This is a genomic window from Colwellia sp. Bg11-12 (genome assembly GCF_014076955.1).
In the GTDB taxonomy this organism is placed as follows: domain Bacteria; phylum Pseudomonadota; class Gammaproteobacteria; order Enterobacterales; family Alteromonadaceae; genus Colwellia_A.
On sequence record NZ_JACGUZ010000049.1, the window covers coordinates 1 to 26,502 of the forward strand.

The following is a 26,502-nucleotide window of genomic DNA, read 5'->3' on the forward strand; positions in this document are numbered from 1 at the left end:
AACAGGTGTTTCAACAACAGGTGCTTTAACAACAGGCGTTTCAACAACAGGTGCTTTAACAACAGGCGTTTCAACAACAGGTGCTTCAGGATATCTTGATTGAACAGGGTCTTCACTTACTTCGATATTTGAAACAACCGCAGTGCTTTCAGTTGTGGCGTTATCTGAAGATTGGCGACGACGTTGTCCATTAGAACGTAAATGTCTAGGTGAACGACGGTTTCTAGGACGTTGTTCATCAGTCGTTTTAGTCTCACTAAGCTCTGGCTGTGTCGCATCAGGTTGAGTAACTACTGTCTCAACTGTTAACGCTTCATCAACTTTAGCTGCTACTTGAGTATTTTCTTCTGCGGCTATTTTGCTTAACGCGGCATTATTAACAACCGTTGAGTTTTCATCAACAATACGTATTTTCTTCGTATTAGTGCGACGCTGACGGCGTACCGTCGTTTTTTCTTCTTTAGGCTTAGTATTACGCTCTACTGGCGCTTTACGAGGCTGTTTATTTTGCTTATTATCTTTATTTTCATTAATGCTGTCTTTACTGTCATTAATGTTAGTTTTTAATTCAGCGCGTTCTTCATTTTGAGCATCATTGCGCTTGTCGTTACGATTTACATTTCTATTGTCGTTACGATTTTCATTGCGATTATTGTTACGGCGTTGTCCTTGACGACTACGCTGAGGACGACGCTCATTACTACTGGTTTCTGGCTTCTTAACTGGCTCAACAACCTTAGGTGCAACTTCTTCAGTAACAAATAGTGCTTTAGCCCATTTAACTAAACCATCAAAAAATCCTGCAGATTCTTTTGTAGCCGTTGTTGTTGGAGCTATTGGTTTAACAATGGTTAAAGGTGCTGATTGCTTAGGCGAAGACATACCCTGTAATGCAGGTTCATCGCGTTTAGCGGCTTGCTTGTCAAATTTTGGCATTACTGCTTCTTCAACTGAAGCTTCAGTAATGGTTCTTTCGTAACTGGCTTCTTCAACACTTTCGTCTGTTCTTACTCTAAGTACTTCATATTGTGGTGTGTCCATATGAGGATTAGGAATAATAAGAATATTAACGCTGTGATGTTTTTCAATATGAAATACTGAGCGACGCTTCTCATTCAAAAGGTAAGTCGCAACGGGTACAGGAACTTGAGCTTGTACATGTTGCGTATTTTCTTTAATGGCTTCTTCTTCCATTAAACGCAAAATAGACAAAGCTAATGATTCGACACTACGTACGTGTCCTGTGCCGTTACAACGAGGACAAACGCCTTGACTGGTTTCACCGATAGAAGGGCGTAAACGTTGACGCGACATTTCTAATAAACCAAAACGAGAAATACGGCCTAATTGAATGCGAGCTCTGTCTTGTTTTACAGCGTCACGCATACGATTTTCAACTTCACGTTGATGGCGCACTGGTGTCATATCAATGAAGTCAATAACGACTAAACCGCCTAAATCACGTAAGCGTAATTGACGAGCAACTTCTTCAGCAGCTTCTAAGTTAGTATTGAATGCCGTTTCTTCTATGTCACTGCCTTTTGTTGCACGGGCAGAGTTAACATCAATTGATGTCATTGCTTCAGTTGGGTCAATAACGATTGAACCGCCTGAAGGAAGTCTTACTTCACGTTGAAACGCTGATTCAATTTGTGTTTCAATTTGGTAATGGGTAAAGAGAGGGACATCGTTAGTGTAGAGTTTGATTTTACTTAGAAAGTCTGGACGAACCACTTCAATATGTTTTTTAACGCTTTCGAATGTTTTCGGGCGATCAATTAACACTTCACCAATATCACGACGTAAATAATCGCGAATAGCACGTAAAATAACGTTAGTTTCTTGATGAATTAAAAAAGGAGCTGGTTTTGTTTCAGCCGCTTCTGAAATAGCTTTCCAGTGATGTAATAAAACATTTAAATCCCAGTCTAGCTCTTCGTAGTCTTTACCAACACCAGCAGTGCGAACGATTAAGCCCATGCCTTTCGGTAAATCTAGTTTATTTAGAGAGGTCTTTAAGTCAGTACGCTCATCACCTTCAATGCGACGAGAAATACCACCAGCACGAGGGTTGTTTGGCATTAATACTAAATAGCTACCCGCTAAACTAATAAAAGTCGTTAACGCTGCGCCTTTTTGGCCACGTTCTTCTTTATCAATTTGAACAATAACTTCTTGGCCTTCGCGCAAGACTTCTTTGATATTTGGACGACCCTGAAAGGTATAACCTTTAGGGAAATATTCGCGAGCGATTTCTTTCATCGGTAGGAAACCATGACGTTCTGCGCCATAGTCAACAAATGCAGCTTCTAGAGAGGGCTCTATACGCGTAATTTTTGCTTTATAAATATTTGATTTCTTTTGTTGATGACCAGGACTTTCGATATCTAAATCATAAAGTTGTTGACCATCGACAAGTGCTACACGTAACTCTTCCGATTGTGTAGCGTTAATTAACATACGTTTCATAGTTTTAGTGACTCGTTTTTAGTCACAACACTATAAGCTTCGAACACAAAGCAATTTATCGCTATGGTAACAGCAAATTGTCAGCCTCTCGGGTGTCATATTACAGCGCCATATTACGCAGTAAGCTGTTATTTAATCTGATTGTACTCTCAGGTGACCTTCACCCAAGAAAAATTGTTTCTTCATGCGCGCAGCAAATCGTGCTGTGCTCGATATTATCAAATTGATATTTGTTGAGCAGTTTGAAGTTCGGCGATTTGGCTTACTATTCGGGTTGTAGCTCGATGGAAATTTATCTAATTTGGTTTATATCATTATAAATACAAAATAGCTTTCGTTGCGCGGGACGAAAATGTTTATGCCGTTTTTTGACTTGTTATTCAGGTCAATTCTTGCAATAGGCCGTTCGGTTAATGTGTCGGCGATAATAATTTATCGAGATAACGCACATTAATGTGGCCGCATTTTGCCTCTTACGTTTCGCTAAAAGCTTCTATTTTTAACCTTATTGTCTTAAATAAACAATAACGCTAAGATTATCCCACTTAATTGAGGCAAAAGGCAATTAAATCGCTGAGTTAATTACTCAAAAATGAAAATATATATGTTAAACTCACTTTTATGAATGAAAATACAAAACCCCAAGTTCGATTTTATACAATCGATAGCGAAGACGCTGGTCAAAGAATAGATAACTTTTTATTAAAAACCTTAAAAGGCGTGCCGAAAAGCATGATTTATCGCCTGTTAAGAAAAGGTGAAATTAGGGCTAATAAAAAACGGACTAAACCAGAATACAAAATTCAAGATGAGGATCTGATTCGTGTAGCACCCATTCGTATTTCTGAAAATACCAATGAAGTTTCAACAAAATTAAATGTTGTTGCTAATTTAGAGAAGCAAATATTATTTGAAGATGACCGTTTAATTGTTATTAATAAACCTTCTGGCATGGCAGTACATGGTGGCAGTGGTTTAAGTTTTGGCTTAATTGAAGCTATGCGAGCTCTTCGTCCTGACGCAAGAATGCTTGAACTTGTTCATCGACTTGATAGAGATACTTCGGGTTGCTTAGTTATTGCTAAAAAACGTTCAGCTTTACGTCACTTGCATGAGCAGTTACGTAGCAAAACCGTGCAAAAATATTATCATGCATTGGTTAAGGGACAGTGGTCGACTAAATTAACGCGTGTCACCGAAGGTTTAAAAAAGAATGATTTGAAATCAGGCGAACGTGTTGTTGTTGTTGATAATATTAATGGTAAAGAAGCTGAAACACGCTTTAAAGTACTGAAAAATTTCGAAAATGCCACACTAATTCGCGCTTTCCCCGTAACTGGGCGAACGCATCAAATTCGTGTTCATTGTCAAATTAAAGGCCATCCTATAGCGTGTGATTCAAAATATGGCTATGAAAACTTTGATGAAGACATGAGAAAGCTTGGCTTAAAACGGTTGTTTTTACATGCGGCGAGTATTGAGTTTACTCACCCTAATACAGGCGAAAAAATGAAAGTAGAAGCGCCTTTAGAACATTCATTACAAAATTTACTGACAAAGCTTAAGTAATTTTTCCAGCGTGATGCAGAAACGATTTCAGTATCACGCTTTTCCTACCTATATACATCTATGTAAAGCCAAGTACTTATCAGTAAATTAACTCGATAATAAATTATTAATTAAAAGAGAATGTATGCACCATTATAAATTGGTTATTTTTGATTGGGACGGTACTTTGATGGACTCTGTCGATCGTATTGTTTTCTCAATGCAAGCGAGTGCGATTGCACTATCACTTGAACCTCCTTGCTATCAGCAAGCTAAACAAATTATCGGTTTAAGTTTACCTAAAGCGATTAAAACTTTATTTCCAAGTTTACATGAAGCACAGATACAACAATTTACAGAACAATATAAGCATCAGTATGTTGAAGTTAATACCACGCCAACGCCTTTGTTTAATGATGCACTTGAATTACTCGTTAATTTAAAAAAAGAAAATAAATTATTAGCGGTTGCTACAGGTAAAGCGCGGGCAGGCCTACAGCGCGTATGGCAGGCGAGTGATACCGAGCACTTTTTCCATGCATCTCGCTGTGCCGATGAAAGTATTTCAAAACCAGATCCAGATATGATTAACAGTTTGTTAAAAGAATTAAATATTCAAAAACATGAAGCAGTGATGATAGGTGATACATCCTTCGACCTTGAAATGGCGCAAAGGGCAGGGGTTGATAGTATAGGTGTGACTTATGGCGTGCATGATAATGAGGTACTGTCAAAGTTCCAGCCAAGAGCTATTGTTGACTCGCTGGCTGAATTACATCAACTCTTATTAAACACCGCAGTAAAGCTTTAAAATAAGTCAGCCTTTGCTATTACCTTTTGATATTTTTATTTATTGACCAAAGGGTAATTGTTGGGGCTGTTTCATTGCCTTTTTATTATTGAGCTATTGTTCTTGCAAAACATCTAAACCTTGGGCCTTGAGCAAGCCAATAAGTTTAATTAAGGGTAAACCTATTAGGGTGTTAGGATCGTCACCCTCAAGTTTCTCAAATAAACAAATGCCTAATCCCTCGCTTTTAAAACTCCCAGCACAATTATAAGGTTGTTCAACATTTAGATAAGCGGTAATTTCTTGTGTTGATAATTTTTTAAAATGTACAGTGAATAATTCAACTAAAGACAGGGACTTTCCTGTTGAACTGTCGAATACGCATAAACCAGTATGAAACTCTACCGATTTACCACTGAAACTAGCGAGCTGTTTAAAGCCATTTTCAAAATTGTGAGGTTTACCTAATATCTTTCCTTCAGATAGAGCTACTTGATCTGAGCCGATGATCAGTGCATTTGGAAATTGACGAGCAACAGCTTTTGCTTTTTCTATGGCTAAACGTTCAACAAGCTCGATGGCTGTTTCGTCAATTAGTGCTGTTTCATCAACATTCGGTTTTGCACACTCGAAGGCCAAATTTAATTTTTCTAAAATAATCTTTCGAAAAGGAGATGTTGAAGCTAAAATTAAGGTTTTCACAGGAATTACTCAAAATATAAACAGTTAGGTAATAATATGTGGGCTTTCTTTAGTTTTTAAACAAAATTTGTTATTTTTCTTTTGACAGAAGAGGGCAAGCACATTAATATGCGCGCCTTATGCAAAATCTTAAACTCCCGATAATGATAAACCCCCGAAAGAGCGCCCAACGTAGGTTGGTGTGTGACGGCTTCTTTGAAGTGTCGGGGATGACTAGATTGCTTGATGTGTGTACTCCATGCAATGAGCATATGCAGGTTAATGTTAAATTTGATGTAGATGATCTAGGCTTGAATGTAATCTCAGGCTCAGGGAACTTATCAGTAGCATTAATTTGTCAGCGTTGTACTGAATCATTAATTATTGATTTGGATATAGAGTTTACTCTTAGTCCAGCCAAGAATGATGAAGCCGCTGAAGCATTGCCGTCATATTATGACGCAATAGAATTAGATGAAAATGGTGAAGTTAACCTGCTAGAATTAGTGGAAGAAGAGTTACTACTCGCAATTCCATTAATAGCAAAGCATGAGCCTAGTCAGTGTCAGGCACCAGTTGACAGTGTATGGGGCGAATTGCCTGAAGAGCTAGAAAAACCAAACCCTTTTGATGTATTACAGAAATTTAAATAAATAATTTATTTAATTATTAACGATTAACCGATTTTAGGAGTAGCTAATGGCAGTTCAAAAGAGCAAAAAGTCTCGTTCAAGACGTGGCATGCGCCGTTCACATGACGCAGTAACAACAGAAAACTTATCAGTAGATCCAGTATCTGGTGAAACACACCGTCGCCATCATGTAACAGCTGATGGCTTTTACAAAGGTGTTCAAGTAATCAATAAGTAAGCTGATTGCTTTGAATAGTCTAACCATAGCGTTAGATGTTATGGGGGGCGATAAAGGCCCCCTTATAACAATACCTGCTGCTATTTTAGCAGTCAGAAACATTCCTGAACTTCATCTCATTCTTTGTGGTGATGCCGATATTATCAACGCTGAATTATCAAAAAAACAGTGTCTTGAACATCCTCAATTATCAATTTTTCCAACCACTCAAGTCGTGGCCATGGACGATAAACCCTTTGTTGCCTTGCGCAGCAAAAAGAATTCTTCAATGCGTAAAGCACTTGATCTTGTGCATGAAAAAAAAGCGCAAGCCTGTGTAAGTGCGGGTAATACAGGTGCGCTATTTTCAATGGCTCATTTTGTCTTAAAAACACTAACGGGTGTCGAACGGCCCGCATTAATTTCTTCTCTACCTACCCATGATGAAAATAAGCATGTCTTTATGCTCGACTTAGGCGCAAATGTTTTTTGTGACTCTAATGTTTTGTACCAGTTTGCAGTTATGGGCTCTGTCATGGCTGAGCAAGTCGATGGTATTAAAGCGCCACGCATCGCATTATTGAATATGGGCGAAGAAGAAATGAAAGGTAGTGACCACATAAAACTAACCGCTGCGATGCTAGCACAAAATAGTGAAATTAATTATATTGGCTTTGTTGAAGGTAATGACATTTTTACGAACAAAGCAGATGTGATTGTCTGTGATGGTTTTGTGGGTAATGTAGCATTGAAAACCTGTGAAGGTGTTGCTCGTTTAGTCTATCAAAAAATGAATACGGTGCTATCACGCAACCTTTTTACCCGAATTGTTGGTCGATTATTGTCCTCAACGTTAAAAAAACTCTTTAAACCCCTGAACCCCGACCAGTATAACGGCGCAAGTCTGATAGGATTACGCGGTATTGTAGTCAAGAGCCACGGCGATGCGAGTTCAAAGGCTTTTTATATGGCTATATTAGAAGCGATAAAGGAAGTTGAACGCCAAGTACCGGATCGAATTAAAGACAAGCTTGAAAATGGTTTTGCTTGTGGCCGTAAATAAATCATGCGTATTTATCTAAGGTAAAATGTATTTAAAAAATTGTTTTTTTCAACAAGAAAACAATTCATTAAGTATCATTGATGCATACTTAATTTAAACACAAATAAACATTAGGTAATAAAATGCAAAATAATTTAGCGTTTGTTTTTCCCGGCCAAGGTTCTCAAACCGTTGGCATGTTAGCTGATTTTGCTGACAATGAAGTTGTACAAAATACTTTTTCAGAAGCTTCGGCTGCTTTAGGTTATAACCTTTGGCAATTAATTGCTGAAGGTCCCGTTGAAAAATTAAACCAAACAAATTTCACACAACCCGCTCTATTAACAGCCAGTGTCGCATTATGGCGTTTATGGGCATCTCAGTCTGATTGTAAGCCTGCAATGTTAGCAGGTCATAGTTTAGGTGAGTATTCAGCGTTAGTTTGTGCCGGTGTTATTTCTTTAACGGAAGGTGTTAAGTTAGTAGAAAAGCGTGGCGAATTTATGCAAGCCTCGGTGCCTGAGGGTGTTGGCGCTATGGCTGCTATTATTGGCCTTGATGATCAAGCGATTATTGATGCCTGTGAAAAAGCACAAGGTGATGATGTCGTTGCGGCAGTAAACTTTAACTCACCTGGGCAAGTGGTTATTGCGGGGCATAAAGATGCTGTAGAGCGAGCTGGAGTGTTATGTAAAGAAGCGGGCGCTAAACGTGTATTACCTTTACCTGTGAGCGTTCCGTCGCATTGTGCATTAATGAAAGATGCCGCGGATAAGCTTGCTGAAGAATTTAGCCAAATTACCTTTAATACGCCACTGATCCCTGTGGTAAATAATGTTGACGTAGTGGCAGAAACTGATGTTGCTGCGATTAAATTAGCCTTAATTAAACAATTATATAGTCCGGTACGTTGGACAGAAACGATTGAAAAACTAGCAAGTAATGGTATTTCATTGGTTGTAGAAGCTGGCCCAGGCAAAGTATTACAAGGGTTAATTAAGCGTATCGACAAATCAATTATCAGTGTTTCAGTTAATGATCAAGTATCATTGACTAAAGCATTAGAAACAATTAAATAGGATAAAATATGTTTTCTTTAGAAGGAAAAGTCGCCTTAGTTACTGGCGCAAGTCGTGGTATAGGCAAAGCGATTGCTACGCAACTTAAAGCCTTGGGAGCAACGGTTTTAGGTACAGCAACATCAGCACACGGCGCTGAAAAAATTAGCGAATATTTAGGTGAAGGGCATGGTTTAGTGCTTAATGTCACCGACAATGATTCAATTGCAGCATTGTTTGATTCTATTAAAGAAAACCATGGTGGCATTGATATTTTAGTCAATAATGCTGGGATTACGCGTGATAATTTATTTATGCGAATGAAAGATGATGAATGGCAAGATATTATTGATACCAATCTTTCATCAGTGTTTAAAATCAGTAAAGCGGTTATTCGCGGCATGATGAAAAAACGCAATGGTCGCATTATTAATATTGGTTCAGTAGTAGGGACTATGGGTAATGCAGGGCAAGTAAATTATGCAACAGCCAAAGCAGGACTGATTGGTTTTACAAAATCATTGGCACGCGAGGTTGCATCTCGTGGCATAACTGTTAATACTGTATCGCCGGGGTTTATCGATACTGATATGACACAAACATTAACTGATGAGCAAAAAGAAGGCATTTTTTCTCAAGTTCCTGCAAATCGTTTAGGTAAACCTGAAGAAATTGCAAACGCAGTTGCTTTTCTAGCTTCTGATGGCGCAGCATATATTACCGGTGAAACATTGCATGTAAACGGCGGTATGTATATGGTTTAATTTGTTTGCTGAGATTTAATAAGGCAATAAATTGAACAATTTTAGAGCAGTCAACAGGTTAGACCAGACGAAAATTAAAATTAGAAGCTTGCAAGCTAGGCTGTTGACGAATAAACTACACACAATTATGAAAAATTATATTTTCTAGAAAGGAAAAAAAATGAGTACTATTGAAGAACGCGTAAGAAAAATTACTATTGAACAATTAGGTGTAAGTGAAGAAGAAGTTAAAATTAGCTCTTCTTTTGTTGACGACCTAGGTGCTGACTCTTTAGACACTGTTGAATTAGTAATGGCGTTAGAAGAAGAATTTGATACTGAAATTCCAGACGAAGAAGCTGAAAAAATCACTACTGTTCAAGCAGCTGTTGATTACGTAACTGCTAACCAATAATTACAACGTAATTATTGGCTTTCAAGTAAAGCTTTTTAAATGAGAATTTAAAGTACATATTCAGGCGGTTTTTACCGCCTGTTTTTTTATCTACGATTTCAGTTTGTTACTTTCTCTAAATGAGAATGTAATGACTTCCTATCCCTTATAAACTCTTAGCGGAGGCACATAGCCATGAGACGCGTTGTTGTTACCGGTCTTGGTATGTTAAGCCCTTTGGGCAATTGTCCTGAATCTACTTGGCAAAATTTATTGCTGGGTAAAAGTGGTATTAGTAACATTGAACATTTTGATACGTCTGCATACACGACCAAGTTTGCCGGTTTAATCAAAAACTTTAATGCAGAAGACTATATTGCACGAAAAGATGCTAAAAAAATGGATCTTTTTATTCAATACGGTGTTGCTGCAGGTGCACAGGCTTTCAAAGATTCTGGTCTTGAAGTTAATGATGTAAACACCCATAGAATTGGCGTTGCTGTTGGCGCGGGTATTGGCGGTCTAGGGCTTATTGAAGAAAACGTCGAAAAAATGTTAAATGCGGGACCTCGCAAGTTGTCACCATTTTTTGTGCCCTCAACTATCATTAATATGATTTCTGGTCATTTATCTATGATGCATAGTTTAAGAGGCCCTAATATTTCTATAGCAACCGCTTGCACGAGTGGGGTTCATAATATTGGTCATGCTGCCCGTATGATAGCCTATGGCGATGCTGACGCTATGTTAGCGGGTGGAGCTGAAAAGGCATCAACACGTACCGGTATTGGTGGCTTTGGCGCTGCACGTGCATTATCAACACGAAATGATGCACCAGAGCAAGCTTCGCGCCCATGGGACAAAGACCGTGATGGTTTTGTACTTGGCGATGGTGCAGGTGTTCTAGTGCTTGAAGAGTATGAACATGCAAAAGCTCGTGGCGCAAAAATTTACTCAGAGCTTGTTGGCTTCGGTATGAGTGCTGATGCTTATCATATGACATCACCACCAGCGAATGGTGAAGGTGGCGCGCGTGCGATGATTAACGCGATTAATGATGCTAAAGTTGATATAAGTAACATTGGTTATATTAATGCCCACGGCACATCAACACCGGCAGGTGATATTGCTGAAACAAATGCGGTTAAATCAGTGTTTGGCGACCATGCTTATAAATTGATGATGGGCTCAACAAAGTCAATGACAGGTCATTTGTTAGGTGCTGCAGGTGCGGTTGAAACTATTTTTACTGTGCAAGCCTTGATGAATAATATGGTACCACCGACAATAAACTTAGATAACCCAAGCGAAGGCTGTGATTTAGATTACATTGCTCATACGGCACGTGATGTGAATTTAGAATATGCCTTATGTAACTCCTTTGGTTTTGGCGGTACGAACGGTTCATTAATCTTTAAAAAAGTTTAAGCGTCATAACCGATAGATATCATCAACTAAACCTTGCAGTTAATTGTTTAAGCCTGAATACTAGTCATCAGTATTCAGGCTTTTCTATTTCTAATGAAACCCAATATGTATTATCAAAGTATTAATGGCCAAGCAGAACAACACTTATCAATCAATAACCGTGGGTTAGCTTATGGCGACGGCGTGTTTACCACTGCGAAAGTGGTTAACGGCCATGTCGCGTTATTATCGGCCCATATCGAACGATTAACACGAAGTTGCGAAACACTCAATATTCCCTTGCCAGACATGGATGACGTTACTCGTGAATTAATTGCTGTAGCCCAGCGTTACGCTTTGTCGGTGGCGAAAATCATTATAACGATGGGGGATGGCGGACGAGGTTATTCTCGACAAGGTTGCTTAACAAGTAACGTTATTATCACCTTCCATGATTTCCCTAAACATTATGCCGATATGCAACAACAGGGTATTCACCTAGGTGTATCTTCATTGAAGTTAGGTGTAAACCCATTACTCTCAGGGATAAAACACCTAAATCGACTTGAGCAAGTGCTTATTCGCCAAGAAGTTGATAACCGAGAGGAGGATGATCTATTAGTACTGAATTACTTTGATGATATTATTGAAGCGAGTGCAGCAAATGTTTTTTGGCTAAAGGATAATTGTTGGTATACGCCACAATTAAATGAATCAGGTGTTGAGGGGCTAATGCGTAATCATATTTTACAGTGTTGTAATAATGATCGTAAAATAATAGTCGTCAAAGAAAAGCTTTTAGGGCTTAAAGATATTGACGCAATGTTCATTTGTAACAGTGTTATGGGGATTATGCCGATTAGACAATTTCAAAATCAACCATTAGCACTAATACCATGCCATGAGATGACTAAATTTATACAGGATGTTAAGTAGAGCATGAAAAAATTTAAGATATTATTATCCGTTTCAGTTATAGCGCTGCTCATATTAAGTGCTTCGTTGGTTGCTTACACCTTCTACCAAATTAAACAACCACTTAATATTCCAACCACCCAATTATTAACCATTAAAGAGGGCACCTCGTTTAGTCGGTTTTCTCAGCAATTGATTAATGAAGGCTGGCTTGAAAGTCGTTTTTGGGTACGTAATTATGTTCGGCTAAAACCTGAATATGCCAATATAAAAGCGGGTACTTATCAAGTTAATAAGGGTAGCTCTATCGAGCATTTATTAGTGCAATTAGTTGCAGGTAAAGAACATCAATTTAGCATCACTTTTATTGAAGGAACAACCTTTAAACAATGGCTAGTACAGCTAAGTGAAATGGATAACCTGGTGCAGACCCTACAGCAAAGTTCGGTGGCTGATATTGTTAGCATACTCAATATTGAACAAGCAAACCCAGAAGGACTTTTTTACCCTGAAACATATGCTTTTACTGCGGGTACAACAGATATAGAATTATTAAAACGCGCCCAACAAAAAATGACAGTTGAACTAAATTTAGCTTGGGAAAGTCGTGCACATCCTTTGCCTTATGAAAATAAGTATCAAGCGTTGATTATGGCGTCAATTATTGAAAAGGAAAGTGGTGAAAATGCAGAACATGGCATCATTTCATCGGTGTTTATTAACCGTTTAAATAAAAAAATGCGTTTGCAAACCGACCCAACGGTTATTTATGGTTTAGGTGAACGTTATCATGGAGACATCAAATATCGTCACTTGCGCGAGAAAACACCGTATAATACTTACCGAATTAATGGCTTGCCGCCAACACCTATTGCTATGCCAGGTAAAAGTGCATTACATGCCGCGTTAAACCCATTAGCAACTGATTATTTTTATTTTGTCAGTAATGGGAACGGGCAGCATATCTTTTCTACTAACTTAAAAGATCATAATGCAGCAGTAGCAAAATATCAGTTAAAATAAAAACTTAAAAAGAAGTGAAAAATGAATAAAGGTCAATTTATTGTCATCGAAGGTATTGAAGGTGCGGGAAAGTCTTCAGCTATTTCGGTGGTAAAAAAAATATTAGCTGAGCACGGGATTGATTTTATTACTACCCGAGAGCCTGGAGGAACCCCCTTAGCCGAATCGTTGCGTAACATTGTAAAATCTGCCGATCACGATGAAGTATTAACACAAGAAACTGAGTTATTACTGATGTACGCTAGCCGAAGCCAACTACTCGCCAATAGAATTCTTCCGGCGTTAGAAAAAGGTCAATGGGTTATTGGCGATCGCCATGATTTAAGCTCGAGAGCTTATCAAGGTGGTGGTCGAGAGTTTAACGATGAACTTATGGATACTATCGCCCAAGTTACCTTAAAAGGCTTCAAGCCGCAGTTAACACTCTATTTAGATATATCTCCTGAGTTAGGTTTAGCAAGAGCACAAGCACGCGGTGCGTTAGATCGTATCGAGCTAGAAAAAATAGAGTTTTTTCATCGTGTGCGTAATAAATACCTTGAAATTGCTTTAGCAGATGAGACAATTAAAATTATTGATGCGAGTGCTCCTATGCCTGTCGTGCATAATAATATTCGCTTGACGGTTAACGCTTTTTTGAAAAATTATCAATAGCCATAACGCTTTTAGGAAACACTAATGCACAGTTGGTTAGATCAGCAGCAGCTTTTATTATCAAAGCAAATAGCGCAAATAAAACTACCTCATGCCATTTTAATTAATGGTGTTGAAGGGGCAGGTAAAAGTGATCTTTCTCAATGGCTCATTCAGGTTTTGTCATGCGCAAACCCTGTAAATAATCAAGAAGTGCTATTACCCTGTAAAATATGTAAATCGTGCTTACTGCATAAAAGTCATACTTATCCTGACCATTTACTGATTGAAAGTGACGGTAAAAGCATCGGTGTTGATCAAGTTCGACAAGCGAGCCGCTTTTTTGAAAAAAAAGCGCAAATAGGTCATTGTAAAACTACCTTAATTACCGCTGCGCATCAAATGACGGTATCAGCGGCAAATGCCTTATTAAAAACGCTTGAAGAACCCAATGCCGATAATTTTATTGTATTGCTGACCTCTGAACTTGAAACATTATTACCAACCATTATTAGCCGCTGTTATGTTATAGATATCAGGCCGCCTGTAGGCGAGAAATTATTAGCAGAACTTAAGCAGTCAGGTACTGACCCTTTTGTTAATTTGAGCCATTTAAAAGAGCTCTCTGACACTTTTGTAAATGACCAATACCAACATTTTGAAAGTTGTTTCTTTACTTTTTTGCAAAATAAACCCATAAATCGTAGCGAAATATTGAGTTTACTGGCTGAAAATACTAACAGTGTACGCTGGTTAGAAAAAGTGATGGTTAAATTGATGCGCCAACAATATGCCTGGCTAAAAACCGAAATATTACTGAGTGAACAGGTAATATGGTCGATATATCAATTAGTGTTGTCTGCCGTTAAACAACTCAAGTTACTCATGCAAGCTAATAAGCAGTTTGTCTTTGAAAAGCTCCTCGTCGATATAACAGCGGTTATCGATGAAAAATAAAATAAAAGTCTAGCGATATTAATTTTTGAGGAATAACTATGCACCAATTTAGCTTAGAGTTTTTATCCGACAGAGAGTTGTACCAATACTATATGCCTTTTGTAAAAAATGGTGGGTTATTTGTTCGAACCCCCGAACATTATAGTTTAGGCGATGATATTAAACTAGAAGTGACCTTACCTGACGCCTTAGAAGCATCAATTGTTATCGGTAAAGTTTGCTGGTTAACCCCTATAGGTGCCCAAAATGGTACACCAGCAGGCATAGGGGTAAGTTTTGATGAAGATAAGGATAATGTGCGTAACCAAATAGAGCAGTTGATAGGGCGGTTACTCAGCTCTTCAGAACCTACCTTATCGATGTAGATATGTTGTAGTTAACTAAAAAATTATAGGAGAAAATTATTTGTTTATAGATTCACATTGCCACTTAGATAGGCTCGATTTAACTGAATTTGATGGCAACCTAGATAATGTCCTCGCGGCAGCAGCAGCAGCTAAAGTTAGCGAAATTTTATGTGTTAGCGTTACATTAGCTGAATTTCCTAGCATGGTAGAAAAAACCGCTAAATACGATAATGTTTGGTTGTCGTGTGGTGCTCATCCATTAAATCAAGATGATTTAATTGACCAAGAAGAGCTTGCTCGTTTGTCGCAAACAGACAAAGTTATCGCGATTGGTGAAACCGGTTTAGACTATTTTTATGCCCCTGAAACGAAAGCGGTGCAACTTGATTCTTTTCGCAAGCATGTTCGCGTTGCTAACCAATTAAATAAACCCTTGATTATTCATACGCGCGATGCCCAACAGGATACCTTGGATATGCTTCGTGAAGAAAATGCAGAGAATGTTGGCGGAATTTTACACTGTTTTACTGAATCTTGGGACATGGCTAAACAAGCGATTGATCTTGGCTTTTATATTTCATTTTCTGGCATTGTTACCTTTAAAAACGCCAGTGAATTACGTGAAGTTGCCAAACAAGTACCCGATGACCGATTTTTAATTGAAACAGATGCGCCTTATTTAGCGCCTGTTCCGCATCGAGGTAAGCAAAATCAACCCGCTTATGTTGTTGATGTTGCTAAATTCTTAGCTAGTGTTCGTGGGCAATCAATTGAAGAAGTAGCGGCGCTTTCAACCGCAAACTTTAAACGCCTTTTTAAATTAGATTAACACTTATTTCACACGCAAAAAAGTGCCCGAAACTATTGCTAGTTCGGGCTCAAGGGAATGGCTCATATGGAAGTGAGCCTTGCGCTAATAAACTTTATTTACATTAATAAAATGCAGTAAAATAAAAATGAAACGTTGCGAGCAATTGATTAATATTTAAACTGTACAGTCAATTGTAGTGTAATCTTTTTTAAAAGCTAATTTAATTTCCATTAATTGTAAGTCATTAATAATTAAGTTATAAAATTATTTTTGAATTGCTTTTTATTTTTGTGGTTAAATTTTATACACCTACTGTGCACTTGTTCCTCACACCTTTTCCACAAGCGCTTTTGCCTGTAATTACTACTCGTTTTATGTCATGATAATTTCATTACCTCTGTGACTAATAAGATTATATTTGTGCTAAATCGTTTATGGATCAGTTTCTTTTTTATTGCTTTTGGCTCAGCGATTTATCAATGGCTATTTCTTGACAATCTTTTAATCTTTGAACAGCTCGTGCAGGCACTTTTTTCAATGTCAAAAGTGACTGTCGATATTGCCATAGGCTTAATAGGTATTTTAAGTTTTTGGCTAGGGATGATGAAAATAGCTGAAAACGCGGGTTTGATGGACAAGCTTGCGCGCGCTATTTCTCCGTTATTTACTCGCTTAATGCCAGAAGTACCTAAAGGCCACCCGGCTATTGCTTCTATGACGATGAATTTATCGGCTAACTTTTTGGGGTTAGACAACGCAGCAACACCGCTTGGTTTAAAAGCCATGCAAGATCTTCAGCAATTAAACCCAAAGAAAGATACCGCGACCAATGCGCAAATACTGTTTCTTGTTTTAAATACCTCATCGGTAACACTTTTTCCCGTTGCTGTTTTTGTTTATCGTGCTCAGCAGGGAGCTGCTAGCCCTACCGATGTTTTTGTTCCTATTATATTGGCAACGTTTGCTTCAACCTTTGCTGGTTTATTAGCAGTGGCAAGCGTTCAAAAAATTAAGCTGTATAACTCAATTGTTTTACTTTATTTGTCTGCTGCCATTGCCTTAGTAGGTGGTTTAGTGGTTTATTTTTCGATGCTCACCTCGCAGGCTCTTGCTGAACAATCGTCATTTTTGGGTAACTTTTTAATTTTCTCTACCTTAATTTTATTTATTTGGGCAGCGGTGCGTAAAAAGGTCGATGTTTATGACAGTTTTATAGAAGGCGCTAAAGAAGGGTTTGAAACAAGCATTAAACTGATCCCCTATTTGCTGGCGATGTTAGTGGCTATTGGGGTGTTTCGTGCCAGTGGCGCATTAACACTAATTGTCGACAGTTTTAGGCAGTTAGTGATGTTTCTAGGTTTTGATACCCGCTTTGTTGATGCGATGCCAACGGCGTTAATGCAACCGTTAAGTGGCTCTGGTGCGAGAGCAATGATGATTGAAACCATGAAAACCCACGGTGCAGATTCTTTTGCTGGTCGATTAGCGTCGATTTTTCAAGGATCGACAGAAACCACCTTTTACGTATTGGCTGTTTATTTTGGCTCAGTGGGTATTCGATATAGTCGACATGCTATTGCATGTGGCCTATTCGCTGACTTAGCAGGGATTAGTGCAGCAATAGGGGTTTGCTACTGGTTTTTTGGTTAATACTGTTAGGTGTAAATTTAAATTTAAATTAACAAGCAGATTGTCGACAATTATACTTTGGTCTACTTGACTTTTACTCTGTGTGCTTTACTATAATTTCTAAAATCAGTAAATGTCGACAATTGTATTGCTAAAACACTTTTGGTGTTAAGACAGTTATACGGTTAAGGCAATTATGGCGTTAGGACACTTATGGCATTAGACAATCCAACCTTACAAAAACCAGTGACTACTGCGGATAAAGTTTTTGATGCAATACTTCACGCTATCGTTGACGGAAAAATAGCGGCAGGCAGTAAAATTAGTGAGCCAGGTTTAGCTAAGCAGTATGAAATTAGTCGTTCAACCCTGCGTGAAGCTCTCAATCGTTTAGAAAAATGTCATTTAATTGAACGTAAAGCCAATGTTGGCTCTAGAGTTGTCGATTGCACTATTGAAGGCTTATTAGAAATATATGTTGTGCGCGAAGCACTTGAAGGTATGGCTTGTCGAGAAGCCGCAATCAATATGAGCGACGATGAAATAGCAGAAATGCAAGATATGCTTGCTCAACATGCCAACTCACAAGCCCTTATCGATGGTATCTCTTACTATCAAGAAGAGGGCGACTTAGACTTTCACTATAAAGTGATTTTAGGTAGTCACAACCAGCAACTGATTAATATTCTCTGTGGACAGCTTTATCACTTAGTGCGCATGTACCGTATTCAATTTGGTATGCACAGCCCACGCGCTACTCGTGCCTTTCATGAACATTCAAATATTATTCAAGCGATTTGTGACCGAGATGGTGAACTTGCTGAAATCTTGATGAGGCGTCATATTGCCGCATCAAGAAAAAATATTGAAAAGAAAATAGCGCTACAAAACAGTACTGCAGCTTAATGAGAGTACTAATAAATATATTAATAACGTTAATTATTATTTGATGACTATTGTTTAATAACAAATTTTTAACGACTATTATTCAACGACAACTAAGAGGAAACCCTATGTCTACGCAACTTTCACCTGGCGCAAAATTCCGCCAAGCACTAGTAAACAACAAACCTTTACAAGTAGTGGGTACTATCAACGCTTATTGCGCGATGATGGCAGAGCAATTAGGTCACCAAGCGATTTACCTTTCTGGTGGCGGTGTTGCCAATGCTTCCTATGGTTTGCCCGATTTAGGTATGACCTCTTTAAATGATGTTATTGCTGACGTTCAACGTATTACTTCTGCTTCAAGTTTACCTTTGTTGGTTGATATAGATACCGGTTGGGGTGGTGCGTTTAACATCGCTAAAACTATTCGCGATATGGAAAAAGCAGGTGCAGCGGCGGTTCATCTTGAAGACCAAGTGGCGCAGAAGCGTTGTGGACATCGTCCGAATAAAGAAATTGTTTCAACCCAAGAAATGGTTGACCGTATTAAAGCTGCTGTAGATGCGCGTATTGATAAAGACTTCTTTATCATGGCTCGCACTGATGCTTTTGCACAAGAAGGCTTAGCAGCTGCACTTGAAAGGGCTAAAGCTTATGTAGCAGCGGGTGCCGATGGTATTTTTGCAGAAGCGGTTAAAACAGAAGAACATTATCGCGCCTTTACCGAAGCGTTAGATGTGCCAGTACTTGCTAATATTACTGAGTTTGGCCAAACCGAATTGTGGAACAAGGAGCAATTAGGTGAGTGGGGTTGTGCAATGGTACTTTACCCATTATCAGCATTTCGTGCGATGAATAAAGCGGCTGAATCGGTTTACAAAACCTTACTCGCTGATGGCGACCAAAAAGCTGAAATCGACAATATGCAAACGCGTATGGATTTATACGATTACTTGGGTTATCACGACTATGAGCAAAAGCTTGATGCTTTGTTCACTGAAGGCAAAAATAAGTAACAGATAATAAAATAAAATAAAGTTAGTAGCGATACAAGCAGCTAACCCAACAAAAGAATATGAGGAAAATAGTATGTCAGATGTAAAAGTAGCAGATAAAAAAATTGGTGGCGCAGGCTTACGTGGTCAAAGTGCGGGTGAAACCTCTCTTTGTACCGTTGGTGAGTCAGGCTCAGGTTTAACCTATTGTGGTTATGATATTGCTGACTTAGCTGAAAACAGCACCTTCGAAGAAGTCGCTTATTTACTCTTTCATGGCGAACTCCCTAATGAAAAAGAACTCGCCACTTATAAAACTGAGTTGTTTGCCATGCGCGACTTACCGCAAGCATTAAAAGCGGTATTAAAACTTATTCCAAAAGAAACTCATCCAATGGATGTTATGCGCACAGGTTGTTCATTTTTAGGTAATTTAGAGCCAGAAAATGATTTTAGCGAGCAAAACCAAGCGGCCAATCGCTTATTAGCGGCATTTCCTGCCATCATGTGTTACTGGTATAAATTCTCCCATGACGGCGTAGAAATTGACTGTACTTCAACCGAAGACTCTTTAGGCGGACATTTCTTGCGCTTACTAAATGGTGAAAGCCCATCAGCGCAGCATCAACGTGTTATGGATGTATCATTAATTTTATATGCAGAACATGAGTTTAATGCTTCAACCTTCACGGCGCGTGTATGTGCTTCAACCTTGTCTGATATGTTTTCATGTGTCACCGGCGCTATTGGCACATTACGTGGTCCACTTCATGGTGGTGCTAACGAAGCCGCAATGGATATGATTGAATCATTCTCATCGCCAAGCGACGCTAAAGAAAAAATGGCGGGTATGCTTGAACGTAAAGAAAAAATTATGGGCTTTGGTCACGCAATTTACCGTACTTCAGACCCACGTAATGTCATTATTAAAGCATGGTCTGAAAAGTTAGCGAACGAGAATGGGGATACGTCACTTTACGATATTTCAGTGGCTTGTGAAGAATTCATGTGGGATACCAAAAAGTTATTCTGTAACGCTGATTTTTTCCATGCTTCAACGTACAGCTTCATGGGTATTCCAACTAAATTGTTTACCCCTATTTTTGTCTGTTCACGCGTAACAGGTTGGTCTGCTCACATTATGGAGCAACGTTCAAATAACCGTATTATTCGTCCAAGTGCTGACTACAAAGGCGCTAAGCCGAGAACGGTTCCACCTATCAGCGAAAGGTAATGACTATGAATTATGAACATCGCAAACCGTTGCCCGGTTATAAAATTGGCGGCATCAATATAGATTATTTTGATACTCGAGGGGCGGTTGAAGCAATAAGCGCCGGTAGTTACGCAAAACTACCTTATACCTCACGCGTATTAGCTGAACAATTGGTACGCCGTTGTTCACCTGAAACCTTAACAGATTCACTTAAGCAATTAATTGAGCGTAAGCAAGATCTTGATTTTCCATGGTATCCGGCACGTGTTGTTTGTCATGATATTTTAGGTCAAACGGCTTTGGTTGATTTAGCGGGTCTGCGTGATGCCATTGCCGAGCAAGGTGGTGATCCTTCAAAAGTAAATCCGGTTGTACCGACGCAATTAATTGTTGATCATTCTGTTGCTGTTGAACATGCTGGTTTTGAAAGTGATGCGTTTGAAAAAAATCGAGCCATTGAAGACCGCCGTAATGAAGACCGTTTCCATTTTATTGAATGGACCAAAACAGCGTTTAAAAATGTTGATGTTATTCCTGCGGGTAATGGCATTATGCATCAAATCAATTTGGAAAAAATGTCACCGGTTATTCAACTGCGTGACGGTGTTGCTTTTCCTGATACTTGTGTTGGCACCGACAGCCATACCCCACATATCGATTGCTTGGGTGTTATAGCTATTGGTGTCGGTGGTTTAGAAGCTGAAACTGTCATGTTAGGTCGCCCGTCAATGATGCGCTTACCTGATATTATTGGCGTAAAACTGGTAGGTAAACGCCAACCGGGTATTACAGCTACTGATTTGGTTTTAGCCATTACTGAATTTTTGCGTAATCAAAAAGTGGTATCAAGTTACTTAGAATTCTTTGGTGAAGGTACCAAAGGTTTAACTATAGGTGACCGCGCTACTATTTCGAACATGACACCTGAATATGGCGCTTCAGCAGGAATGTTTTATATTGATCAACAAACCATTGATTATTTAAAACTGACCGGCCGTGAGCCAGAGCAAGTTGAACTGGTAGAAACCTATGCTAAACATACCGGTTTATGGGCTGATGACTTAGCTGACGTTGAATATGACCGCGTTATCGAGTTTGATTTATCATCAGTTGGTCGTAATATGGCTGGCCCGTCTAATCCGCACAGTCGTTTACCGACCAGCGAATTGTCGTCAAAAGGCATAGCGAAAGACCTTGATGCCTGTAAAGCACAAGAAAAAGCCGGAGAGATGCCAGATGGCGCGGTTATTATTGCCGCTATAACCAGTTGTACTAATACCTCGAACCCTCGCAACGTTGTGGCCGCAGGCTTAGTGGCTAAACGCGCTAACGAGCTTGGCTTATTGCGCAAACCTTGGGTTAAATCATCTTTTGCACCAGGTTCAAAAGTCGCAAAACTTTATTTAGAAGAAGCCGGCTTATTATCTGAAATGGAAAAAATGGGTTTTGGTATTGTCGGTTACGCTTGTACAACTTGTAACGGCATGTCGGGCGCGTTAGATCCAAAAATTCAACAAGAAATTATCGACCGTGATCTTTATTCAACGGCGGTTTTATCGGGTAATCGTAACTTTGACGGACGTATTCATCCGTATGCTAAACAAGCCTTTTTAGCTTCACCACCATTAGTAGTTGCTTATGCTATTGCCGGTACGATGCGTTTCGATATTGAAAAAGATGTACTCGGACAAGATCAACAAGGTAATGATATTACCTTAAAAGATATTTGGCCAACTGACGAAGCCATAGATGCGATAGTTGCAAGCTGTGTTAAGCCAGAGCAGTTCAAGAAAATTTATACGCCGATGTTTGATTTAGGCGCTTTTGAACCGGCTGAATCTCCGCTTTACGATTGGCGAGAAATGAGCACTTACATTCGTCGTCCACCCTATTGGGAAGGCGCCTTAGCGGGCGAACGTACCATGAAAGGTATGCGTCCGTTAGCAGTTTTAGGTGACAACATCACCACAGATCATTTATCACCCTCAAATGCTATTCAACTCGATAGTGCTGCAGGAGCTTATTTAGATAAAATGGGCTTACCCGAAGTAGACTTTAACTCTTATGCAACGCATCGCGGCGATCATTTAACCGCGCAACGAGCAACTTTTGCTAACCCTAAATTGTTAAATGAAATGTGTCGTGATGACAACGGTGACATTAAACAAGGTTCACTGGCGCGTATAGAACCAGAGGGTACTGAGTCACGTATGTGGGAAGCGATTGAAACCTACATGGAGCGTAAGCAACCGTTAATTATCATTGCTGGCGCTGACTATGGTCAAGGTTCATCACGTGATTGGGCGGCTAAAGGTGTTCGTTTAGCCGGCGTTGAAGTGATCGTTGCCGAAGGTTTTGAGCGTATTCATCGTACTAACTTAGTGGGCATGGGCGTTTTACCTTTGCAGTTTGTTAATAACGAAACACGCCATACCTACAATATTGATGGTACCGAAACGTTTGATGTTGCAGGTAACGGGGAAATGTCACCGGGCGCTGAAATGAACGTGTTAATGACCCGTACCAACGGCGAATTATTAACGATACCAGTTAAGTGTCGTTTAGATACCGCCGAAGAAGTGTCAGTTTACAATGCGGGTGGCGTATTGCAAAAGTTTGCGAATGACTTCTTGGAGTCTAATAGATAATTGATTTTTAATGTTTTATCTAGGTTTAAAGTGCTCATTGACCTTAGTCAACTGCGCATTGGCCTTGATAAAACACTTCTTATAAAAATCAACTCGGTGTAATTTTAATTAAAGCAGCAATTTAGGTAACTAATTTGCTGCTTTTTATTAGTGACAAAATCGTAAAGCAAAAAGCTTTTTAGTCAGGATAATGGCAGCAGCATAGACCGCTATGTGACATCATTCAACCTAGCTAAAGCGTCTTGCGAGAAGCGAAAAACATTGAAGGAAAACTGATGATTCATACTCCCCAAGTACACATACCTCAAGTAAAAATTCCTGCTACTTATATGCGTGGCGGCACTTCAAAAGGTGTGTTTTTTAATTTAACTGATTTACCAGAACGTTGTCAGGTTGCCGGCGAAGCACGCGACAATATGCTGCTACGCGTTATTGGTAGTCCAGATCCTTACGGTAAACAAACCGATGGTATGGGCGGCGCAACCTCAAGCACCAGCAAAACAGTTATTTTAGCAAAATCAAACCAAGCTGATCACGATGTTGATTATTTATTTGGTCAAGTAGCAATCGATAAAGCATTTGTTGATTGGAGTGGTAACTGCGGTAACTTAACCGCTGCAGTTGGCTCATTTGCGATTAATTCTGGCCTTGTTGATGCAACGCGTATTCCTGAAAACGGAATTTGTACCGTACGAATTTGGCAAAAAAACATCTCGAAAACGATTATTGCCCAAGTACCTATCACCAACGGTGAAGTACAAGAAACCGGAGATTTCGAGCTCGACGGGGTTACTTTCCCTGCGGCAGAAGTACCGGTTGAATTTATCGCGCCCGTTGATCCATCAGAGGCGATGTTTCCAACGGGGAATATTGTTGATGACCTAGAGGTACCCGGTGTTGGCGTTTTTAAAGCAACCATGATCACCGCAGGTATCCCAACCATCTTTTTAAATGCAGATGAAATTGGTTATACCGGCACCGAGTTACAAGAAGCCATTAATGGCGACCCTGCAGCACTAGAACGCTTTGAAACGATACGTGCTTATGGCGCGATTAAAATGGGCTTAATTACTGAACTTTCAGAAGCAGAGGCTCGCCAGCATACGCCCAAAGTTGCTTTTGTTGCACCAGCTAAAGATTATGTTACCTCAAGTGGTAAAGCTGTTTTAGCAAGCGATATTGACTTACACGTGCGCGCATTGTCTATGGGGAAGTTACACCATGCGATGATGGGCACAGCGGCAGTCGCTATTGGCGCAGCAGCCGCTATTCCTGGCACTTTAGTTGCTCTTGCTACAGGTAATGCTGCAGGTGAAGGCTCAGAATCTGTGACTTTTGGTCATCCATCAGGCACGCTTAAAGTGGGCGCACAAGCTAGTGAAGTTAATGGCGCCTGGATTGTTGATAAAGCCGTAATGAGCCGAAGTGCTCGGGTATTAATGGAAGGTTGGGTACGTATTCCTGGCGATTCATTTTAGGTAAGCGTCTTTCATGCTATCAATAAAAATGGAGCGATTAGGCTCCATTTTTATTGAGTAATTACCTCATGTTAAATACAACATAAATAACAAGGTAACTTTAAGACTGTAAGTATTGATAAAGCGCTTTAAGCACCTTCATTTTCCCTGCATCGCTCTCATGTTCATGCGCTAAATTTTCTAAAGTGATCATAAATTCATCAGCACTTAATAAGCCTTTACCACCAAACTGAATTTTGTCTTGGCAACGTTGCTGCCATTTTTGTTGTTCAGCACTGCTTAAGGTTAATGGATAATTTCTGGCTCGATATAAAAACAATAAAGGCATTAATCGTTCATCTTGAAAAATAAACGGGTGAGTCGCTAATTGTTCAGGTGAAAGTTCACGCAAAATATCCATTTGTGCTTTGTCAGCGTGCGAAAAGAAATTACCTCCATACAAGGAATGCTCAGCGTCTGGTTTTGCTTGGTCGCTATAGTCTTCGGCGGCAAAAACTTCCGCTAATTTATCTCTTACTTCTAAATGCTGTTTTAACTTAGCCAAATTTGCTAAACAAAGCTCGCGAGGGATCTTCAAACGTTCGGCATTTTCAGGCAATAATGTTTTTGCTGGCGCAACAATAGGGCACTTGTTGAGATGAATAAGTTTTATGGGGATGGGTAATTCGTCATCGGCTAATTCATCGTGTCGAGTATACAATCGCGCTTTGATTTCATCGCTACTTAACTCAAATAATGGCTGTGGATCTAACGCTAAGTCTACGGCGATAATGGCATTTTTATTAACAGGATGATAAGCAAAAGGGGCGAACCAGCTGGTACAACCGTGCTCAGATGAAATTTTACTCGAGGTATGCACAATCGGCGTCATATTATAAACGTCAATTAATTCAGCAACCTGTTTTTTATTTCTCAGATTAAAAATAAAATCATAAAGCTTAGGCTGTTTTTCTTTAATCAACTTTGCCATCGCAATAGTGGCATAAACATCGCTCATCGCATCATGGGCGGCTTCATGAGCAATATCATTGGCTTTAGTTAGTAACTCAAGACGAAAACTAACCACTTGTTCACCATCTCGCTCAACGGTTGGCCAGTTGATACCTTCAGGGCGAAGGGCATAACAAGCACGCACCATATCAATAATATCCCAACGAGAATTACCATTTTGCCATTCCCGGGCATAAGGGTCGTAAAAATTACGATAAAGCAGATAACGGGTAAATTCATCATCAAAACGAATACTGTTATAGCCAGCAACGCAGGTATCAGGTTGGGTAAATAACGTATGAATACGTTCAGCGAACTCAACCTCAGATAAACCTTCTTGCTGAGCTTTCTGCGGAGTAATACCCGTAACTAAACAAGCTTCCGGCTGCGGAAGATAATCTTGTGGCGGCCGACAATAAAACATTTCTGGTTTACCAATAATGTTTAAATCATGATCGGTACGTATACCAGCGAACTGAGACGGTTTATCAAACTTCGGCGATATACCGAAAGTTTCATAATCGTGCCAAAGGATTGTAGCTTGGTTACTGGTATCGTTCTTTACTGGAGAATATTGTTTAGTCATCCGTATTTACTGGCCTTTAATCAATCTACTGTTGTTTGTTATTGTTTTTTTATTGTCATTAAATGATGTTTTAAATTTTTATACACACAGCTGCCAACATAAATTTTTTATGTGTCTGCATAAAATATGAAGCTTACAGAAAAAGAATTAAAGAAGCTACAGGACAAACAATAAGATAACCCCCTGAGGTCACTGATCAAGACTCTATAAGTCCTAGGGTATCTAAAAAGGTAAAGTTGTTTAGCAATATCGATATAAATTTAATAATAAGCCTATTCGCTTAACATTAGATATTACCCTAGCATGTCATTGAGTGAGGTACGAAGTAAAGTACATCACTTAAAGGTTTGTTATTAGGTCACACCAGTCGCGCCTCGTAGTTTTAATTCAGCTATATGAATTTAA

General features: G+C 39.3%; 24 protein-coding genes. 21 read left to right on the forward strand and 3 right to left on the reverse strand.

The features are described from left to right. A partial coding sequence (rne, locus tag H4J39_RS01325) for a ribonuclease E (RefSeq protein WP_182225643.1) occupies positions 1–2,469 on the reverse strand: 2,469 nt, incomplete at its 3' end. A 621-nt stretch (positions 2,470–3,090) separates the two neighbouring features. On the opposite strand from rne, the gene rluC reads away from it, so the two are divergent. Beyond that, complete coding sequence (gene rluC / locus H4J39_RS01330; protein ID WP_182179723.1) at positions 3,091–4,038, forward strand: 23S rRNA pseudouridine(955/2504/2580) synthase RluC; 948 nt, start codon at positions 3,091–3,093, stop codon at positions 4,036–4,038. 124 nt (positions 4,039–4,162) lie between these two features. After that, a complete protein-coding gene (locus H4J39_RS01335) occupies positions 4,163–4,828 on the forward strand; it encodes an HAD-IA family hydrolase (RefSeq protein ID WP_182225644.1) in 666 nt (221 codons plus the stop codon). Positions 4,829–4,921: 93 nt separating this feature from the next. Here H4J39_RS01335 and H4J39_RS01340 read toward each other — a convergent pair whose 3' ends face one another. After that, positions 4,922–5,509, reverse strand: a complete 588-nt coding sequence (locus tag H4J39_RS01340; RefSeq protein ID WP_182225645.1) for a nucleoside triphosphate pyrophosphatase — start codon at positions 5,507–5,509, stop codon at positions 4,922–4,924. A gap of 119 nt (positions 5,510–5,628) precedes the next feature. Between H4J39_RS01340 and yceD the strand changes: the two genes are divergently transcribed. The 19 genes from yceD to prpF all read left to right on the forward strand — a co-directional run bounded on the left by yceD (position 5,629) and on the right by prpF (position 24,521). After that, on the forward strand, positions 5,629–6,141 hold the full coding sequence (yceD, locus tag H4J39_RS01345) for a 23S rRNA accumulation protein YceD (protein ID WP_182225646.1): 513 nt from the start codon (positions 5,629–5,631) through the stop codon (positions 6,139–6,141). 46 nt (positions 6,142–6,187) lie between these two features. After that, the gene (gene rpmF / locus H4J39_RS01350; RefSeq protein ID WP_070376498.1) at positions 6,188–6,358 is read left to right on the forward strand and encodes a 50S ribosomal protein L32; all 171 of its coding nucleotides are present in this window, start codon (positions 6,188–6,190) and stop codon (positions 6,356–6,358) included. A gap of 40 nt (positions 6,359–6,398) precedes the next feature. Then, positions 6,399–7,400, forward strand: a complete 1,002-nt coding sequence (gene plsX / locus H4J39_RS01355; RefSeq protein WP_404842676.1) for a phosphate acyltransferase PlsX — start codon at positions 6,399–6,401, stop codon at positions 7,398–7,400. Between the two features lie 122 nt (positions 7,401–7,522). Continuing rightward, a complete protein-coding gene (fabD, locus tag H4J39_RS01360) occupies positions 7,523–8,458 on the forward strand; it encodes an ACP S-malonyltransferase (protein ID WP_182225647.1) in 936 nt (311 codons plus the stop codon). A gap of 8 nt (positions 8,459–8,466) precedes the next feature. Then, positions 8,467–9,201 (forward strand): 3-oxoacyl-ACP reductase FabG, encoded by a 735-nt coding sequence (gene fabG / locus H4J39_RS01365; protein ID WP_182225648.1) that lies wholly within the window; start codon positions 8,467–8,469, stop codon positions 9,199–9,201. 160 nt (positions 9,202–9,361) lie between these two features. Further along, complete coding sequence (gene acpP, locus H4J39_RS01370) at positions 9,362–9,595, forward strand: acyl carrier protein (protein WP_182179736.1); 234 nt, start codon at positions 9,362–9,364, stop codon at positions 9,593–9,595. Positions 9,596–9,763: 168 nt separating this feature from the next. Then, positions 9,764–11,002 (forward strand): beta-ketoacyl-ACP synthase II, encoded by a 1,239-nt coding sequence (fabF, locus tag H4J39_RS01375; RefSeq protein WP_182225729.1) that lies wholly within the window; start codon positions 9,764–9,766, stop codon positions 11,000–11,002. 93 nt (positions 11,003–11,095) lie between these two features. Next, a complete protein-coding gene (gene pabC / locus H4J39_RS01380) occupies positions 11,096–11,917 on the forward strand; it encodes an aminodeoxychorismate lyase (RefSeq protein WP_182225649.1) in 822 nt (273 codons plus the stop codon). A gap of 3 nt (positions 11,918–11,920) precedes the next feature. After that, positions 11,921–12,919, forward strand: coding sequence for an endolytic transglycosylase MltG (gene mltG / locus H4J39_RS01385; protein WP_182225650.1), 999 nt, complete (start codon positions 11,921–11,923; stop codon positions 12,917–12,919). Between the two features lie 21 nt (positions 12,920–12,940). Then, positions 12,941–13,573 (forward strand): dTMP kinase, encoded by a 633-nt coding sequence (tmk, locus tag H4J39_RS01390; protein ID WP_182225651.1) that lies wholly within the window; start codon positions 12,941–12,943, stop codon positions 13,571–13,573. A 24-nt stretch (positions 13,574–13,597) separates the two neighbouring features. Next, positions 13,598–14,509, forward strand: coding sequence for a DNA polymerase III subunit delta' (locus tag H4J39_RS01395; protein WP_182225652.1), 912 nt, complete (start codon positions 13,598–13,600; stop codon positions 14,507–14,509). Positions 14,510–14,547: 38 nt separating this feature from the next. Continuing rightward, the gene (locus H4J39_RS01400) at positions 14,548–14,874 is read left to right on the forward strand and encodes a PilZ domain-containing protein (RefSeq protein ID WP_182225653.1); all 327 of its coding nucleotides are present in this window, start codon (positions 14,548–14,550) and stop codon (positions 14,872–14,874) included. A 40-nt stretch (positions 14,875–14,914) separates the two neighbouring features. Then, positions 14,915–15,685: a TatD family hydrolase gene (locus H4J39_RS01405; protein ID WP_182225654.1), complete on the forward strand. Its 771-nt coding sequence runs from the start codon at positions 14,915–14,917 to the stop codon at positions 15,683–15,685. A 402-nt stretch (positions 15,686–16,087) separates the two neighbouring features. After that, the gene (locus H4J39_RS01410; protein WP_182225655.1) at positions 16,088–17,317 is read left to right on the forward strand and encodes a nucleoside recognition domain-containing protein; all 1,230 of its coding nucleotides are present in this window, start codon (positions 16,088–16,090) and stop codon (positions 17,315–17,317) included. A 192-nt stretch (positions 17,318–17,509) separates the two neighbouring features. Then, complete coding sequence (locus tag H4J39_RS01415; protein ID WP_182225656.1) at positions 17,510–18,202, forward strand: GntR family transcriptional regulator; 693 nt, start codon at positions 17,510–17,512, stop codon at positions 18,200–18,202. 107 nt (positions 18,203–18,309) lie between these two features. Then, on the forward strand, positions 18,310–19,200 hold the full coding sequence (prpB, locus tag H4J39_RS01420; protein ID WP_182179752.1) for a methylisocitrate lyase: 891 nt from the start codon (positions 18,310–18,312) through the stop codon (positions 19,198–19,200). Between the two features lie 73 nt (positions 19,201–19,273). Further along, positions 19,274–20,413 carry a 2-methylcitrate synthase gene (gene prpC / locus H4J39_RS01425; protein WP_182225657.1) on the forward strand — a complete coding sequence of 380 codons (1,140 nt, stop codon included), beginning with the start codon at positions 19,274–19,276 and terminating at the stop codon, positions 20,411–20,413. A gap of 5 nt (positions 20,414–20,418) precedes the next feature. Further along, complete coding sequence (gene acnD, locus H4J39_RS01430) at positions 20,419–23,043, forward strand: Fe/S-dependent 2-methylisocitrate dehydratase AcnD (RefSeq protein WP_182225658.1); 2,625 nt, start codon at positions 20,419–20,421, stop codon at positions 23,041–23,043. Between the two features lie 275 nt (positions 23,044–23,318). Beyond that, complete coding sequence (prpF, locus tag H4J39_RS01435) at positions 23,319–24,521, forward strand: 2-methylaconitate cis-trans isomerase PrpF (RefSeq protein ID WP_182216859.1); 1,203 nt, start codon at positions 23,319–23,321, stop codon at positions 24,519–24,521. A gap of 100 nt (positions 24,522–24,621) precedes the next feature. On the opposite strand, the gene sbcB is transcribed toward prpF, so the two are convergent. After that, positions 24,622–26,097 carry an exodeoxyribonuclease I gene (gene sbcB / locus H4J39_RS01440; RefSeq protein WP_182225659.1) on the reverse strand — a complete coding sequence of 492 codons (1,476 nt, stop codon included), beginning with the start codon at positions 26,095–26,097 and terminating at the stop codon, positions 24,622–24,624. Positions 26,098–26,502 lie beyond the last annotated feature (405 nt).

Excerpts from the sequence above, each read along its gene's own strand:
- H4J39_RS01400 (WP_182225653.1), top strand. The coding sequence starts at position 14,548 with ATGCACCAATTTAGCTTAGAGTTTTTATCCGACAGAGAGTTGTACCAA.
- prpB (WP_182179752.1), top strand. The coding sequence starts at position 18,310 with ATGTCTACGCAACTTTCACCTGGCGCAAAATTCCGCCAAGCACTAGTA.
- acpP (WP_182179736.1), top strand. The coding sequence starts at position 9,362 with ATGAGTACTATTGAAGAACGCGTAAGAAAAATTACTATTGAACAATTA.
- H4J39_RS01395 (WP_182225652.1), top strand. The coding sequence starts at position 13,598 with ATGCACAGTTGGTTAGATCAGCAGCAGCTTTTATTATCAAAGCAAATA.
- yceD (WP_182225646.1), top strand. The coding sequence starts at position 5,629 with ATGCAAAATCTTAAACTCCCGATAATGATAAACCCCCGAAAGAGCGCC.
- sbcB (WP_182225659.1), bottom strand. The coding sequence starts at position 26,097 with ATGACTAAACAATATTCTCCAGTAAAGAACGATACCAGTAACCAAGCT.
- fabD (WP_182225647.1), top strand. The coding sequence starts at position 7,523 with ATGCAAAATAATTTAGCGTTTGTTTTTCCCGGCCAAGGTTCTCAAACC.
- fabG (WP_182225648.1), top strand. The coding sequence starts at position 8,467 with ATGTTTTCTTTAGAAGGAAAAGTCGCCTTAGTTACTGGCGCAAGTCGT.
- prpF (WP_182216859.1), top strand. The coding sequence starts at position 23,319 with ATGATTCATACTCCCCAAGTACACATACCTCAAGTAAAAATTCCTGCT.
- H4J39_RS01415 (WP_182225656.1), top strand. The coding sequence starts at position 17,510 with ATGGCATTAGACAATCCAACCTTACAAAAACCAGTGACTACTGCGGAT.
- H4J39_RS01335 (WP_182225644.1), top strand. The coding sequence starts at position 4,163 with ATGCACCATTATAAATTGGTTATTTTTGATTGGGACGGTACTTTGATG.
- prpC (WP_182225657.1), top strand. The coding sequence starts at position 19,274 with ATGTCAGATGTAAAAGTAGCAGATAAAAAAATTGGTGGCGCAGGCTTA.
- rluC (WP_182179723.1), top strand. The coding sequence starts at position 3,091 with ATGAATGAAAATACAAAACCCCAAGTTCGATTTTATACAATCGATAGC.
- plsX (WP_404842676.1), top strand. The coding sequence starts at position 6,399 with ATGGGGGGCGATAAAGGCCCCCTTATAACAATACCTGCTGCTATTTTA.
- tmk (WP_182225651.1), top strand. The coding sequence starts at position 12,941 with ATGAATAAAGGTCAATTTATTGTCATCGAAGGTATTGAAGGTGCGGGA.
- mltG (WP_182225650.1), top strand. The coding sequence starts at position 11,921 with ATGAAAAAATTTAAGATATTATTATCCGTTTCAGTTATAGCGCTGCTC.
- rpmF (WP_070376498.1), top strand. The coding sequence starts at position 6,188 with ATGGCAGTTCAAAAGAGCAAAAAGTCTCGTTCAAGACGTGGCATGCGC.
- acnD (WP_182225658.1), top strand. The coding sequence starts at position 20,419 with ATGAATTATGAACATCGCAAACCGTTGCCCGGTTATAAAATTGGCGGC.
- pabC (WP_182225649.1), top strand. The coding sequence starts at position 11,096 with ATGAAACCCAATATGTATTATCAAAGTATTAATGGCCAAGCAGAACAA.